The 14817-nt window shown below is 57.7% G+C and carries 12 protein-coding genes; 7 read left to right on the forward strand and 5 right to left on the reverse strand.

Annotated elements, in window-relative coordinates:
* Positions 1-6 precede the first annotated feature (6 nt).
* A complete protein-coding gene (gene mfd, locus ACFO5Q_RS04085) occupies positions 7-3504 on the forward strand; it encodes a transcription-repair coupling factor (protein ID WP_068147475.1) in 3498 nt (1165 codons plus the stop codon).
* A 123-nt stretch (positions 3505-3627) separates the two neighbouring features.
* Here the strand turns inward: mfd and ACFO5Q_RS04090 are convergent, their stop codons facing one another.
* Positions 3628-3819, reverse strand: coding sequence for a hypothetical protein (locus ACFO5Q_RS04090; RefSeq protein ID WP_068147472.1), 192 nt, complete (start codon positions 3817-3819; stop codon positions 3628-3630).
* A gap of 471 nt (positions 3820-4290) precedes the next feature.
* On the opposite strand from ACFO5Q_RS04090, the gene nhaA reads away from it, so the two are divergent.
* Together nhaA and ACFO5Q_RS04100 are read left to right on the forward strand one after the other, a co-directional pair.
* The gene (gene nhaA / locus ACFO5Q_RS04095) at positions 4291-5442 is read left to right on the forward strand and encodes a Na+/H+ antiporter NhaA (protein ID WP_068147468.1); all 1152 of its coding nucleotides are present in this window, start codon (positions 4291-4293) and stop codon (positions 5440-5442) included.
* Positions 5443-5645: 203 nt separating this feature from the next.
* The gene (locus tag ACFO5Q_RS04100; protein ID WP_068147465.1) at positions 5646-6200 is read left to right on the forward strand and encodes an outer membrane protein; all 555 of its coding nucleotides are present in this window, start codon (positions 5646-5648) and stop codon (positions 6198-6200) included.
* Positions 6201-6369: 169 nt separating this feature from the next.
* Here the strand turns inward: ACFO5Q_RS04100 and ACFO5Q_RS04105 are convergent, their stop codons facing one another.
* Positions 6370-7005: a DsbA family oxidoreductase gene (locus ACFO5Q_RS04105; RefSeq protein ID WP_068147462.1), complete on the reverse strand. Its 636-nt coding sequence runs from the start codon at positions 7003-7005 to the stop codon at positions 6370-6372.
* A 133-nt stretch (positions 7006-7138) separates the two neighbouring features.
* Between ACFO5Q_RS04105 and ACFO5Q_RS04110 the strand changes: the two genes are divergently transcribed.
* The 4 genes from ACFO5Q_RS04110 (at position 7139) to ACFO5Q_RS04125 (ending at position 11002) form a co-directional block, all read left to right on the forward strand.
* Entirely contained in the window at positions 7139-7459 is a 321-nt protein-coding gene (locus tag ACFO5Q_RS04110) for a hypothetical protein (protein WP_068147459.1), read from the forward strand.
* 76 nt (positions 7460-7535) lie between these two features.
* The gene (moaA, locus tag ACFO5Q_RS04115; protein ID WP_156431947.1) at positions 7536-8564 is read left to right on the forward strand and encodes a GTP 3',8-cyclase MoaA; all 1029 of its coding nucleotides are present in this window, start codon (positions 7536-7538) and stop codon (positions 8562-8564) included.
* Between the two features lie 87 nt (positions 8565-8651).
* Complete coding sequence (locus ACFO5Q_RS04120; protein WP_068147456.1) at positions 8652-9410, forward strand: NAD kinase; 759 nt, start codon at positions 8652-8654, stop codon at positions 9408-9410.
* Between the two features lie 83 nt (positions 9411-9493).
* On the forward strand, positions 9494-11002 hold the full coding sequence (locus tag ACFO5Q_RS04125) for a S10 family peptidase (RefSeq protein WP_068147452.1): 1509 nt from the start codon (positions 9494-9496) through the stop codon (positions 11000-11002).
* Between the two features lie 69 nt (positions 11003-11071).
* On the opposite strand, the gene ACFO5Q_RS04130 is transcribed toward ACFO5Q_RS04125, so the two are convergent.
* The 3 genes from ACFO5Q_RS04130 to ACFO5Q_RS04140 form a co-directional block, all read right to left on the reverse strand.
* Positions 11072-12781: a sensor histidine kinase gene (locus ACFO5Q_RS04130; protein ID WP_068147449.1), complete on the reverse strand. Its 1710-nt coding sequence runs from the start codon at positions 12779-12781 to the stop codon at positions 11072-11074.
* Positions 12782-12830: 49 nt separating this feature from the next.
* On the reverse strand, positions 12831-13949 hold the full coding sequence (locus ACFO5Q_RS04135) for a DUF2336 domain-containing protein (RefSeq protein ID WP_068147445.1): 1119 nt from the start codon (positions 13947-13949) through the stop codon (positions 12831-12833).
* Between the two features lie 316 nt (positions 13950-14265).
* Positions 14266-14766 (reverse strand): flavin reductase family protein, encoded by a 501-nt coding sequence (locus ACFO5Q_RS04140; RefSeq protein WP_068147443.1) that lies wholly within the window; start codon positions 14764-14766, stop codon positions 14266-14268.
* Positions 14767-14817: the final 51 nt, after the last annotated feature.

The following is a 14817-nucleotide window of genomic DNA, read 5'->3' on the forward strand; positions in this document are numbered from 1 at the left end:
ACCACCATGCCACTGGACCAACTGATAGACGCGGAGATGCCGCTGATTGCCTCGGGCGTGCCCGGCGGCTTTGACGCCATGCTGCTTGCAGACCTGGCGGGCCGCAACGCCAAGCGTCCAGTTCTCTATGTGGCGTCTGACGACGGGCGCTTGGCTGCAATGGCGGCAGCGGTAAAGTTTTTCGCGCCGGATATCGAAGTGCTTCTGTTCCCCGCGTGGGACTGCCTGCCCTATGACCGTGTCAGCCCGCAAAGCGACATCGTGGCGCGCCGTATGGCGACCCTGTCGCGCCTGACTGCAGGCAAGCAATCAAGACCGCTTCTGGTGCTGACAACCATCAACGCCGCGCTTCAGCGCGTCCCGGCCCCCGCGGCCGTCAAGGATGCCACCTTCCATGCCGAACCGGGCGACGAGGTGGACCTGCTGGCGCTGACGGACTTCCTGGCATCAAATGGCTACACCCGGTCCGGCCAGGTGATGGAACCCGGCGAGTTTGCCGTGCGCGGCGGTCTGATCGACATCTTCCCTCCGGGTGAAGACAGCCCGCTGCGGCTGGATTTCTTTGGCGATGAGCTTGACACCATCCGCCGATTTGACCCGCTGGACCAGCGCACCACAGGCAAGGCCCCGCGCCTGCATCTGAAACCGGCATCCGAATTTTCCCTGTCCAAAGAAGGTATTGAGCGCTTCCGGCGGAATTATGTGAACACCTTCGGCCCGGCAAAGGGTGATGATCTGCTGTACGAGGCCATCAGTGAAGGCCGCAAATATCAGGGCGCCGAACATTGGCTGCCCTTCTTCCACGACAAGATGGCCACGCTGTTCGACTATCTGGACGCCCCCGTCTTCACCTTCGACCATCAGGTGGATGACGCGGCAGGCGAACGCTTCAAGGCGGTGGACGACTATTATGAGGCACGCCGGGAAGCCTGGAAGATTGCCAAAAACGAGAAAAGCATCACCGCGCCGCCCTATAAACCGGTGCCAAGCGCGCAGCTCTATTTGAGCGAAGCCGAATGGCAGGACCGGTTGGATGAGCTGAACGCCATCCGCCTGACACCGTTCGAGGAACCCCCTGCCCTGAATGTGGTGAGCTTTGAAGCCCGCCAGGGACGAGACTTCGGCCCCGAACGCAATAACCGCGATATCAATGTGTATGACGCCGTGCGCGACCATGTGAAGTCGCTGCGTGCCAGCGAGAAACGTGTGGTGTTCGCAAGCTACTCCGCTGGCGCCGCCGACCGCCTTAAGGGCGTGCTCGAGGACCACGGCCTGATGCCGGTGGGGCTAGCCGAAAGCTGGGAAGACATCCGGCGCGAGAACAAGACCCTGATCGCAGTCACCGTGCTGCCGCTTGAGCGTGGGTTTGAGACCAAAGACCTGGCGGTTATTTCCGAACAGGACGTGCTGGGGGACAGGCTGGTCCGCAAGGCACGGCGCAGCAAGAAGGCCGACAATTTCCTCAAGGAAGCCAGCGCGCTGTCGCCCGGTGATCTGGTGGTGCACGCCAGCCACGGCATCGGTAAGTTCGAAGGCCTTGAGACCGTGAAAGTCACTGGCGCGGCGCACGATTGCCTGCTCTTGACCTACCTGGGCGGCGACAAGCTTTATGTGCCCGTTGAAAATATTGAGGTCCTGTCCCGCTTCGGCGGCGAGGACGCAGGCGGGCAGCTGGACAAGCTGGGCGGCGTGGCATGGCAGGCGCGGAAAGCCCGCGCCAAGGCCCGCATCCGCGAGATGGCAGGCGCGCTGATCAAACTGGCCGCAGAACGCGAACTGAAGGAAGGCACACGGGTGACAACACCCGAAGGCCTTTATGACGAATTTGCCGCCCGCTTCCCGTTTACGGAAACCGAAGACCAATTGCGAGCCATCGAGCAGGTGGCGGCTGACCTGTCATCCGGCAGACCGATGGACCGGCTGGTGTGTGGCGACGTTGGATTTGGCAAAACAGAAGTGGCGCTTCGGGCAGCCTTCCTGGCCACCATGGCCGGACTGCAGGTGGCGATCATTGCGCCTACCACACTGCTTTCGCGCCAGCACTATCTGAACTTCACTGAACGCTTCAAGGGCCTGCCCGTGCGCATTGGCCAGCTGTCGCGGCTGGTCTCATCCAAGGACCAGAAGGCCACAAAGGAAGAGATGCGCAAGGGCACGTGCGATATCGTGATCGGAACCCACGCGCTGTTGTCCAAGGGGGTTGAGTTCAAGAATCTGGGCATGGTGATCGTGGATGAGGAGCAGCACTTCGGCGTTGCCCATAAGGAAAAGCTAAAGGAACTGAAGGCGGACGTGCATGTACTGACGCTGACAGCCACACCGATCCCGCGCACACTGCAGATGGCCATGTCCGGCATTCGCGACCTTTCGATCATCGCGACCCCACCGGTGGACCGCCTGGCCGTGCGCACCTTTGTGCTGCCGTTTGATCCGGTCGTGGTGCGCGAGGCCTTGCTGCGTGAACACTACCGCGGCGGCCAGAGCTTCTATGTGGTGCCGCGTATCGCGGATCTTGAAGAAGCAGCCACCTTCCTGAAGGAACATGTGCCAGAGGTAAAATTCATCATCGGCCACGGCCAGATGACACCCAAGACCATCGAGGATGTGATGACCGCCTTCTATGAGGGCCGGTATGACGTGCTGCTGTCCACCACCATTGTTGAAAGCGGGATCGATATCTCGAACGCCAATACCATGGTGGTGCACCGGGCAGACATGTTCGGCCTGGCGCAGCTTTACCAGCTTCGGGGCCGCGTGGGTCGATCAAAAACCCGCGCCTATGCGTACCTCACGACGCCCGCGAACAGGATGCTCAGTGAGAATGCCGATAAGCGGCTTCAGGTGCTGCAGGCGCTGGATACCCTGGGCGCAGGCTTCACGATCGCCAGCCACGACATGGATATTCGCGGGGCCGGCAACCTGTTGGGTGATGAGCAATCCGGCCACATCAAGGAAGTGGGTGTTGAACTGTACCAGAAGATGCTGGAGGAAGCCGTGGCGGAAGCCCGTGCTGGCAGCGCCGACGAGAGCTACGATGATCTCGAGTGGTCACCACAATTGAACCTGGGCGCCACCGTGATGATCCCGGAAAAATATGTGCCTGACCTGACCCAGCGCATGGCGCTCTACCGCCGCCTGGCGGATCTGGAAACGCGGGAAGACGTGGACGCCTTCTGCGCGGAGCTGATCGATCGGTTCGGCCCTTTGCCGGGCGCCGTGAAGCAGTTGGCGGCGATCATGATCATCAAGGGCTCGTGCAAACGCGCGGGGATCGACAAGCTGGACGCTGGCCCCAAGGGCATGACCATCAGCTTCAGGAATGACCAGTTCGCCAACCCGGCAGGCCTTGTTGAATTCATCTCAGGCACAGGTGCGTCGGCCAAACTGCGGCCCGATCACAAGCTGACCTACTATGCCCGCATGGACAAGATTGGCGCGCGTCTCAAGGCCGTGAACGCCGTTGCCAAAAGGCTGGCAGCCGTGGCAACCAAAGCCGCAGAGTAACTCCTACCTTTTGTTAACCCTCTTTGATCAGAAAGTGTTAAGCCCCGGGTGGTACCCTTTGGGAGTAACTTTACTTCACCGGCGGCAAAAGGCAGCCGCTAGACCTACACCGCCTCCCGTTGTTCAGGCCAACAGGACAGTTACCGGGGACGTGTCATGAAGCCCACCCCTGCCCTTTCCAGTCTGGTTGCCGGGCTCAACCTTCTGGGTGTCAGCGCCTTTGTCACCTACCTCTTCCTGATTTGACCGGATGACGATCAGGAATTCATCAGCACCTGTCTGTGTGGGCAGCAAGCCGCTTTTCTGCTTGCTCATTTACTCTGAAATTCCAATAGCTTGTCCAAAAACGCATAGCTGCCCTAACTTTTTTATAGATTGTTATCGGCGCCAGGCTCCCTATATGTCGCAGTGATCTGCAGCACAGAAAGATCATCCGGCAGCTGATAAGTCAAAAAGGGTGACGTTGCAGATCGGGCGACACGGGGTTGGCAATGACCGCTCTAGCGCCCGAAACACGACAGCCATACGTTGGACAGACAGGAAAACCTGCAGCCAGCGAACAGAGGATAGCCTGAGGATAGAATAATGAAACACAGCCAAAATACAGTTTCTGCCGGTTGGGGCACTGCCCTTAACCTGATCGCCGTAAGCGGCTTCGTTGCTTACCTTTTCATGATCTAGTACGCCGAATTTCGCCCCCATAGAAATCGGACCAGTTCGGTCGATTTAACATTGTATCTTCTGCTTTCTGCTCCAATATGGGGGTGGAATGTCTTGGAGATCACAATGAAACTGTCTTTGTCGCCCGATGCTATCGGGGGTCTTTTGCTAATCGCCGCAGCCGCGTTCGCCATTATTCTGGACAACTCAGGCTTCGCACCGCTCTATGACGCGCTTCTTAACACCAAAGGCACTATCGCCATTGGTGAATATGGCCTGTCGAAACCAATCCTGCTGTGGATCAACGAAGGCCTGATGGCCATATTCTTCCTGCTGGTTGGCCTTGAGATCAAACGCGAAGTGGTCACAGGCGAGCTATCGAGCCTCAAGAGCCTGGCACTGCCCGGCCTGGCCGCTGTGGGTGGCATGGCTGTCCCGGCCCTTCTTTTCTGGCTCGCGACAGGCGGCGACGCACAAGCCATGAGCGGTTGGGCCATCCCAACAGCAACAGACATCGCTTTTGCCATCGGCATCCTGGCCATGATGGGCAGCCGGGTGCCACCTGAACTGAAGCTCTTTCTGCTGACGCTTGCGATCCTTGATGACTTGGGCGCCGTGATCATCATCGCAGCCTTCTATACTGCCGATCTTTCAGTGACCTCCCTGACGCTTGCTGCGCTGGGCTGTGTGGCGCTGTTTGCTCTCAACCGCGCTGGCATCCGAAATACGTCCGCCTACTTGTTCATTGGCGCTCTGGTGTGGCTGGCTGTTCTCAAGTCGGGCGTGCACGCAACGCTCGCAGGCGTTGCTGTGGGCCTTGCTATCCCGGCAACCAAGGACGAGGAAGGCCATTCCCCGCTTGAGGATCTCGAGCATAACCTTCACACGCCCGTGGCATTGATGGTGCTGCCGCTGTTCGCTTTTGCCAACGCTGGCGTATCACTGGCTGGCCTCTCCGTTGAGAAGCTGCTGGCACCGGTGAGCTCAGGTATTCTCGCGGGCCTCGCAATCGGCAAACCTTTGGGCGTCATGGCTGGCGCCATGGCCGCTGTATGGCTGTTCCGCGCCAAGCTGCCAGGCAAGCTCACCATGGCGCATGTTTGGGGCGCCGGTCACCTTGCAGGGATCGGTTTTACCATGAGTCTCTTTATCGGCAGCCTGGCCTACCGATCAGTGGAGCTGCAGGCGGATGTCCGGCTTGGTGTTTTGGCTGCGAGTCTGCTGTCCGTGCTGGCGGGCTGGGCCGTGTTGTCGCGGGCAAAGCCGTCAGCCGAGTAAAATAAGAAAAACAGGGGGTGAAACCCGCTTTCACTCCCTTTTCTGAACAGATGTTAAGCTGAGCGCCGCAATGCGCCATAATGTTTCTTAAATCTGCCACTGATCGCCCATAGACGCGCCCCAAATCCCCTCCAAATTCAACTCATCGAAGCCGAGCACGAAAGAATGCCTCGGCGCTTTGAGAAACGACACGGAGGACAGTCATGAAATTCTCGAAAACGATTTTGGGTGTGGTAGCGGCGTCAACGCTGATGACAGCGGCAGCAAGTGCTGCAGACGGCGAGAAGAAATTCGACGGTGCCTATGCCGGTATTGAGGCCGGTGTGGACTGGACCAAACTGGCAGGCGACGCAAAACGTGATCGTAGCCTCTATTATGGCGGCGTGATCGGCTTCCGCAACCAGATGGACAACAATTTTGTTGTCGGCCTTGAAGGCACGTTTGGCGACACGGGCTACAATAACCACGCCACAGGCCTGAAAAGCGAATATGAATGGGGTGCATCCCTCACCCTCGGTCAGGCTTTCGGCTCTGACGGCGCGAACCTGATCTATGGTAAAGCCGGCTTTGTTCGCACTCGCTTCGACCCAACCACAGCAGAAGGCGACGCCTTCAATGACGACGGTTGGCGTTTTGGCGGCGGATATGAGCGCGCCCTGAGCGAAAGCCTGAGCTTCCGCGTGGGTGCCGACTACACTACCTACGGCAACGACAAAAGCGCCTGGACCACAAAAGCTGGCCTGATCGCCCGCTTCTAACGAGCTCCCTCGTGGGCCCTACTGTCTCTCCTCTCCAATCAGCGGGGCCCGCTCCCCTGGGAACCTGAAATTCCCAGGGCCTGACTAAACGGCTTTCCCTGGCCTTTGTTCCGAGTACCAGTGTCCTGAGTAGCAGGCAGTCTTTTCCAGAAAGGCTGCCTGTTTTCATTCAGGCAGATTGTTGCTCAGCCAACTTGTCAATCACCTGTACAAGAGCCTCCGGCCCCTGCGCGCCGGAGACGGCATATTTGCTGTCAAAGATATACATGGGCACACCGCGGATGCCCGCCTGCTGGGCGTGGGCGACCTCCGCCCTTATCAAGTCCTTGTCCTGATCAGATGCCAGCAGCTCCGCCACCAGGTCACGGTCCATCCCCGCCTGTGCCGCGATATCAGCTAGCAGCGCATGATCGCCAATGAAGGCGCAGTCCTCGAAATAAGCCTTCATCACGGCATCTGCCACTTCGGCCTGCTTTCCAGAGCTCATGGCCCAGCGGATCAGCCGGTGGGCATCGAGGCTGTTGGCAATGGTGCAGTCGCTATCGAAATCGAAACTGATGCCCAGGCTCTCACCCTGCGCCCTCAGGTGCTCGCGCATGGCACTGAGCTCAGGCCCGTCGCCGAACTTTTTCCGGTAATAGCTTTTGCGGTCCACGCCTTCAGCTGGCGTGTCGGGCGCAAGCTGGTATGGCCGGTAGCGCACACCCGAAATGCTGCCGGGGCGCATCTCCAGCGCCTTGTCCAACTGGCGTTTGCCAACAAAGCACCAAGGGCACACCACATCGATGACAAGATCAAGTTCCACAATAGCCTCCACTCTTTTTCAACCAACAACATAGCGCGGTCAGCGGTGACTACAATTGTATCTAATTGTTTACTGCCAATTCATAGCCGTAAGTGTATAGTGACAGCAGGTTTGAACGAGGTATCACGATTTCATGATCAAAGCGCTGAACATCGCGGCACAGGGACTGATGAAGTCTGAAAGCCGGGCGACCGACCTGGCTTCGGAAATCCTGAAGAAGACCAGCGAAGCCTCCTCCTTCAGCCTCGACGATGGCGCTGCACAAAGTCAGAACACAGCCGCGCTTTCGTCGCCAAAAACCAGCCCTTCCGGCGCCGGCTACTCAGATGTGCTGCAGAATATGGTGGACCTTAAGGCGGAAGAGCATGCCTTCAGGGCCAATGCCACCGTGTTCAAGCGTCTTGATGAAGCCTATGACGAAGCGCTTGGCTCCTTCTTCGACGAAGACAGCTAAGCCGCTCCCACCTTCTAACGCCCTTATCACATCCTAATGACTTGACGACAGGCCCCTTGCGCACGACATTGCAGCTATGCCCGATAGCCATGACCATATGCCGCGCACAAAAACACTGACCGACACATTCGGGCGGCAGATCAGCTATCTGCGCTTGTCGGTGACTGACCGCTGCGACCTGCGCTGCCGTTACTGCATGGCCGAAGACATGGTGTTCCTGCCCAAAGCCGATGTTCTGACACTTGAGGAACTTTACGACCTCTCCAAAGCCTTTATGGATCGGGGCGTCCGCCGCATTCGCCTGACGGGTGGCGAACCGCTGGTAAGGAAAGGCATCCTGACGCTTATCGGACGATTGGGGGAGGACGTGGCGCGCGGCACGCTGGATGAGGTCACGCTGACCACCAATGGCACGCAACTGCCGCATATGGCGGCTGATCTTTACAAGGCTGGCATCCGGCGCATCAATGTATCGCTGGACACCCTCAAGCCGGACCTGTTCGAGGAAATCTCCCGCCGCAACCGGCTTGCGCAGGTGCTGGAGGGCATTCGGGCGGCCAAGGCTGCCGGTCTTGAGGTCAAGATCAACACCGTGGCACTCAAAGGCCTGAATGACACTGAAATCCCGGACCTAATGGCATGGTGCCTTGAAGAAGGCCTCGACCTGACGCTTATTGAGACCATGCCTTTGGGCGACATTGACGACGCACGGGAAGACCGCTACCTGCCGCTGACATCGCTGTTGCCGGCCCTCGAAAATCGCTGGAAGTTGACGCCCAGCCTGCACCGGACCGGTGGCCCTGCCCGCTATTTTGAGGTTGCAGGCCACCAGAGCCGCTTGGGCCTGATCACGCCGCTCACCGGCAATTTCTGCGACGGCTGCAACCGCGTGCGGGTTACCTGCACCGGGCGCATCTATATGTGCCTGGGCCAGGATGACCATGTGGACCTGCGCGCAGCGCTCCGGTCGGACAAGCCACACGCTGCGCTTGATCTCGCGCTCGGCAAAGCCATGCTGGAAAAGCCCAAAGGCCATGATTTTGCCATGGAGGGCGACCGCATGACAGGCACTGTCGGCCGCCATATGAGCCAGACAGGCGGCTGATCCCAGCACCTAAAATCTCTGCGTAAAAATTCCCCCTCGCCCTCTGCGGATTTTTGCCTATACTCACGCCCAAGAGGGAACAAGCATATGAAGATTGCCATCATTGCCAGCGAGTTTGGTGAAGCAAGCAAAGCTGCGCAAATATTACGGAACCGTTATAAAGCAGTCAGCACAAGCGACGCAGACGTTATCGTCGCGCTTGGCGGCGACGGCTTCATGCTGCAGACCTTGCATGCCTATATGGGGAAAAACATCCCGATTTTCGGCATGAACAAGGGCACTGTCGGGTTCTTGATGAATGAATTCAATGATGACGACCTTCTGGAACGTATTACCAAGGCAGACAGTTTCACCCTGCACCCCTTGCGCATGCGCGCCACGCGCTGCGACGGCGAAGTGGTCGAGCATCTGGCCATCAATGAAGTGTCGCTCCTGCGGGAAACCCGGCAGGCCGCGAATATCCGCGTGGCAATCGACGGCAAGGTCCGCCTGCCGGAACTGGTTGGCGACGGCGTGCTTGTTGCAACTCCGGCGGGCAGTACGGCCTATAACCTGTCTGCCCATGGCCCGATCATCCCACTGGGCGCAGACCTTCTGGCCCTGACGCCACTTAGCGCCTTCCGGCCACGCCGCTGGGGCGGTGCCCTGCTGCCGCACCATGTGACAGTGGCGCTGACGATCAACCAGCCGCAAAAACGGCCCGTGTCGGCTGTGGCAGACATGCACGAAGTGCGGGATGTGCGCCACGTATTGATTGAAGAGGCGCGCGACGTATCGCTAACGCTTCTGTTCGACAGCGAACATACGCTGGCGGAACGGATCTTTACCGAACAGTTCGCCTACTAAGGCGCACGCCTCATCGCGAACTGGGCGACACGACTAAACGAAAGGGCTAGCAAGCCTTAAACGTCAACCATCAGGGGTATACCATGCTTAAGCTCGCCAAATCCTGCGTCGGACTGCTGCTCGCCGCGTCCATGACGCTGTCTGCACTTGCCGCCGACAAGAAAGAAGAAACCAGCACGCCGGTCGAGGCGCCGAAGGTCTATGAAGTTGAAAAGTCGGGCACTTTCGGCGGTGAAAGGGTCAAATACAAGGCCATCGCCGGCGAAACCCACCTGAAGAACGACAAGGGCGAGGCCACCGCGTCGATCTTTTCCGTGTCTTACCTGCGCACCGATGTGAAAAACAATGCGGAGCGCCCGGTTTTCTTCATTTTTAATGGTGGTCCTGGCTCTGCCAGCCTGTGGCTGCACCTAGGGGTCTATGGCCCGAAACGTGTGGTTCTGCCGTCTGACGCAGAGGACGATGGCGCCGCCCCATACAGGCTTGAAGACAACCCGCTGTCGATCCTCGACATGGCTGACATGGTGTTCATCGACCCGGTTGGCACTGGCTATAGCCGCGCGATTGGCAAGGGGGACGGCAAAGATTTCTGGGGCATCGATAACGACGCACAGTCGATCGCTGAATTCATCCGCCTTTGGCTTGTGAAACACAAGCGCTGGAATTCGCCGAAATACCTATCGGGCGAAAGCTATGGCACCACCCGCGCAGCCGCGCTCCTGAACGAGCTTCAGGGCGGCTGGTCGGATATTGCCATCAACGGCGTGGTGTTTATCTCCTCTATCCTGGATTTCCAGACCGCGCGCTACCAGCCAGGCAACGACACGCCGTATATTTCCTACCTGCCTACGATGGCGGCCACTGCCTGGTACCACGGCAAGGTGGACAAAGCGGGTCGCACACTTGAGGGCTTCATTGATGAAGTGCGCGCCTTCACGCTGGGCGACTATGCCAGTGCGCTTCTGCAAGGCAACCGCCTGAGCGATGAAGAGTTTGGTGCTATTGCAGCCAAAGTCGCGGCTTACACGGGCCTCAGTGAACAGTATGTGAAGAACGCCAACCTGCGCGTCAACAACATGCGCTTCATGAAGGAGCTGCTGCGCAATGAAGGTAAAACCGTTGGCCGCCTGGACAGCCGTTTTGTTGGCGAAGACTATGAAGGCACAGGCGATACGTTCGATAATGACCCATCAGGATACGGCATCGACGCGGCCTATACGGCTGGCATCTACCAGTATCTGCAAAACGACCTGGGCGTGGATATCGAGCGCCGCTATGAAGTGCTTTCCCGCACACCGGGACGCCACTGGGCCGAGCCCCGCAAGCGCGGCTACAGCGAAGGCTATCCAAATGTGGCGCCGTACGTTGGTACAGCCATGCGTGAAAACAAGGACCTGCGCACCATGGTGGCGAACGGCTATTATGACCTGGCAACGCCTTTCTTCGCGTCAGAAAACACGTTCAACGCCAACGGCATAGATACAGACCGCGTCTGGTTCACCTATTATGAGGCTGGCCACATGATGTATGTGCACCAACCATCAATCGAAGCGCTGGTGAAGGACATCCGCACCTTTATCCGCGGCGAGTAGAATAAAAATGGGGCGCGACGGTTATCCGCCTGCGCCCCATCTCCCGTCCCTTATCAGGGTTTTTATCTCTTAGATATAACCAGTATCTGCCGCATTCCCGTCAGACAGCGGCAAGGTCACCGTAAAGCGGCTGCCTTCACCCACCTTGCTTTCGAGCGTGATATCGCCATCCATCTTGCGGGCCAGCTCCCGGCTGATATGCAGCCCAAGGCCTGTACCCTCCTGGGTGCGGCTGTAAATATGCTCTGTTACCTGATGGAATTTTTCGAACACATGCTCGGCATGCTCTTCGGAAATGCCAATCCCAGTATCCCAAACAGTGATAGCAACTTGCTGCGCTGCCTCATTCGGCACTACGTCGATCCCGATCGACCCACCCTCCGGGGTGAACTTGATGGCGTTAGAGAGCAGGTTGACCAGAATTTGCGTCGTGCGGCGGTCATCCACCTTCACACACAGGCCCGAAGACACGGTAAGGGCTTCCACATCCAGGCCCTTGTTGCGGGCCGCATCGATATTCATGTGCACAGCCTTGGTCAGCAGCTGGCTCAACTCCTGTTCATCAATATTCAGCGACAGCCCACCGCTTTCGATCACGGCAACATCCAGAATATCGTTGATCAGCCCCAGCAGGTGTTGGCCCGACTTACGAATATCGGATGCGTAATCCACATAGGCGCGCTCAAGGCTGCCGAAAGTCTCACTTTCGAATGCCTCAGCGAAACCGATAATGGCATTCAAGGGCGTCCTCAGCTCGTGGCTCATGGCTGCCAGGAATTCGTTCTTGGCCCTCAGGGCGCTGGTCGCCTGTTCTGTCGCTTCATCAAGCGCCATATTCTTGCGCGTCAGCTCCTGCAGCAGGCTTTCCAGATTGCGGCGAATGCCCTCGGCTTCAGCTGCCTGCTTGTAGCGCGCCGTCACGTCCATGCCCACACCGCGATAGCCGCGGAAATCACCACTCTGGCGCTCGAACACCGGCACCGCTGACAGGTGGAACTTCAGCTCAGCACCCGAAGGTTCAGTAATGACAAAAAGCTGTTCGCGGAACGGCTTGCGCATGCGGATAGCCTGCGGGCCGTCCATGCGCTTCTCAAGATTTTCCTCAAGACGGCCGAACTGCTCGAACTTGGACCCGATAAACAGCGATGCTGGCTGGCCCACGATCGCAGTGAAGCGTTCAGACAGTGAGCGGATACGCATGTCAGCGTCACATTCAAAAAACCAGTCAGAGCTCGCGCGTGCAAAATCCTGGAAACGGGCCTGCGTCTTGTTGGCTTCCTCGATCCCGCGGACCTGCACGGTTACATCTTCGTACGTTCCCGCGACAGCAACGATATCGCCCTTTTCATTCCTGACAGGCGTATGGCGCCCCAGGAACACGCGGTCCCGCCCGCTGATGGCAACAATTTCTTCGGCTCGCACAGTGGTTTCGCTTGCCAGAACATCCTCAATCACGGGCTTAAGCGTGGGCACCTGATAGCGGCCGGCATATTTGCCCTCACCCGGTGCCAGCGTCACATCGCCCAGCGCGCGGTCAAGGTTTTGATAATGATCATTGAAGTGAATGACTGTGCCATCAAGTGCACAGACATAAAACGGCAGGCTTTCATCCACCAGGATGCGCGACACAAGCCCCAGAACCTGTTCATTCGCGGGCATCGCCGTGCTGGCCTGTCGGCTTACACTTGCCCCAAAGGCCGGCTCTGCTGCGTCCGCGCCGTCCCCACGACGCCCCGCAAGGTCGACAACATTGTTGTCAATCGGCTTTTCCAAAGTCATTGAGGTCCTCCCCGAGCATATGCCCTGCTGAGCTCCCGATCAGCTGGCACTACCCAACCTTTTCCAATTCTTCTATTGCTTCCTGGTACGCACTATCGCGCTGCCATACCTGCAACGCCCCACGGGCATTCTCTTCGCTCGTCGCGTCGAACAACGCCAAAATATCCTTCAATACTCCTGGTGACTTTACACCACCGCCCTCACGGGCCTGCACCACCAAAAGGTAGATACTGGTAAACTGGTTACGGTCCACGCCCACCGCCTTGGCGAGAATGGCAAAGCTTTCGCCGCCCTTGTCCGAGAAAATGCGCCAGGCGGTACGGAAATTGATGCCCGCGAGTTCCGCCAACCCGGCCACAAACACAGCCACGCGCTGTTGCCTGAGGGCATTTTGCAGGAACTGGATCGTCAATTCGCCATTCTCTGACATACGGCGGACAAGACGCTGCGCGCGCACATAGGCACTCTGCTCGCCGTCCTTATCCACCATCACGGTATTGGCTGCGCGGCGAACGGCCTGTTCAAACACCACAGGGTCAACCTGGTGATCTTCCAGAATGCGTTTCCTGAGTGCGGCCGAAACCCACCAATACATGCGGTAGGCCAAGTCGCCAGGTAGATCGGACCGCTGCAAAAGCGGCTCCTGAAACCGGTCTACCCGACGGGACTCAGCCACAAGATATTCCATCGCGCGGGACGAAAGCTGCGTGTCGTGGTTATTGAGAAGCGTCTCAACCACGTCTTCGCTGCCATATTCCACCAGCGCATTGCTGACGCTTTCAGACACGTCTTCGCGCATCGCAATGGCGATACGATGTTCGTCTGTCCGCATCCGTATAATTTCAATAAGATCTGGATCTTTAAGAAGCGCGCTCTTTTCCAGAAGCGGGCGCGCGATCTCTATTTCGTCGTTTGCAAGCATTTTGACGATATCCGGCAAATCAACCCCCGATGCTGCCAATGCCTGTGACAGCTCTTTCCTGATATCCGTTTCAACCTGGCTCACGAGTTTGCCAAGAATATCCGACATCAGGGCACGTTCATGCTCGCTGAGCCGGCCATCGTCGGACAAAAACAGGTCTGTGATGTTTTCCACAAGACGCGAGCGAGCATCTGAAGACTTGGTCTTCGCCAGCAACAACAAATCTTGCAGCTCTTTACTTACCACCAGGCACCTCCGCCCCCACAAAATGCTCAAAACGACGCGGGCACTTCCCATGATTTCAAGGTGCAACACACCCCTAACGGGTTAAGGATATAGATTCAGAGAGAAGAATCAATACCTTAGAAAAAGACCTCTTCCCTGCGGCCGCTCAAATCGCGCCCCAGACACCATATATCGAATCATATTGATTCGCAGAGTCAAGATATTGCGATTCGCATAGGTGATTTTTTTTCGCACATGTTGCGAAAATATCCTGCAAATACCCGGACCAGGCACAAGATATTCGAAAAAATTTGCAAATCACTTAAAGGAAGGCTGATCAGCCAAGGTTCTGGAAGGTGCCCCACTTGCCGTCCAGATAGCAGAGAGGGTCAAGGACATCGCTCGCCCCTATTTCCACAGCCTCGATATTGCCGATGACAATAGCATGGCTGCCGGCATCAAGGATGCTTTCCACCGTACAATCAAAAGAAACCAGGGCGCCATTGAGCAGAGGTGCGCCAGATTTGGCCGTGAACCAGTCGCCACCACTGAAGCGCTCGGTCTCTTCCTCACCGTCCATTCCAGCGAAACGCATGGCCAAGCCTTTGTGCGCTGTTCCCAGGACGTTGACACCAAGTGTCCGACCCTTTGAGACAATGTCATAAGTGACGCCCTGCCGGTTAATACACACCAGAAGACGCGGCGGCTCTGCTGAGAGGGACGTGACGGCAGTTGCCGTCAGGCCAGCCCAAACACCGCCATCAGCGGCTGTCACGATATTCACCGCACCGCCAAGGCGACGCATACCCTGCTTAAACTGGTCTTTTGAGATTGCCATCTTCGTCCTCACTTGTTCCGTCGCTCAATCTAGCCAGCAACGGTTCAAATG

This window comes from Kordiimonas lipolytica (genome assembly GCF_042651265.1).
In the GTDB taxonomy this organism is placed as follows: domain Bacteria; phylum Pseudomonadota; class Alphaproteobacteria; order Sphingomonadales; family Kordiimonadaceae; genus Kordiimonas; species Kordiimonas lipolytica.